This is a genomic window from Microbacterium testaceum (assembly GCF_001476655.1).
GTDB classification, from domain to species: Bacteria; Actinomycetota; Actinomycetes; order Actinomycetales; family Microbacteriaceae; genus Microbacterium; species Microbacterium testaceum_C.
In genome coordinates, this window is record NZ_LDRT01000225.1 from 1 (window position 1) to 663 (window position 663).

Sequence of the window (663 nt, forward strand, 5' to 3'; positions counted from 1 at the left end):
AGCGGTCACGGATGCCGCCCTTCGGACCGGGACGGTCACCTCGACCGACCTGCGCGACCTCGCCGCGACGCAGCGCAATCCGCGCGGCCGGAGGAAGCTCGACTGGGTCGTGGCTCACGGCGATGAGCGATCCGAGTCGGTGGGCGAGTCGGTGAGTCGGGCGGTCGTGATGTGGTGCGGGTTCCCCGCCGTTGACCTGCAGACCGAGCACCGTGTCGACGGTCGCGCCTATCGATCCGATTTCTCTTGGCCGGAGTATCGCGTCATCGGCGAATTCGACGGGTGGGAGAAGTATGACCGTCATGATGCTGCCGCCGCCGCCAAGGCCGTCCGGGCCGAGAAGACCCGCGAGGACGCGCTGCGACGGGCGGGGTGGCGCATCGCGCGCTGGGACTACGGCGGAGCACTGAGGGTCGATGGCCTCCGCACGGCGCTCCTGGCGGCCGGCCTGCCCGTGGTGGCGCGGATCGACGGGCGCAACCTCCGCGGGGTCGGACTCAACCCGCGTTCTGAGTGACCGCGGTGGGGCGATAAACGCCGTTTGTGCCGAGACACGGTCCGGTGCCGCGTGTCTCGACACGGACGGCGTTTTTCCAGCGGTAGAAGCCCGGATGCGGCGGGCACGAGGCACGCCGGCGCGGGGCCCGGGTCGCCGGCGTGCCT

General features: G+C 71.2%; 1 pseudogene. It reads left to right on the forward strand.

What is annotated here, in order from left to right:
• Positions 1 to 517, forward strand: a pseudogene (locus NS220_RS20335) (hypothetical protein); the annotation flags it as partial.
• Positions 518 to 663 lie beyond the last annotated feature (146 nt).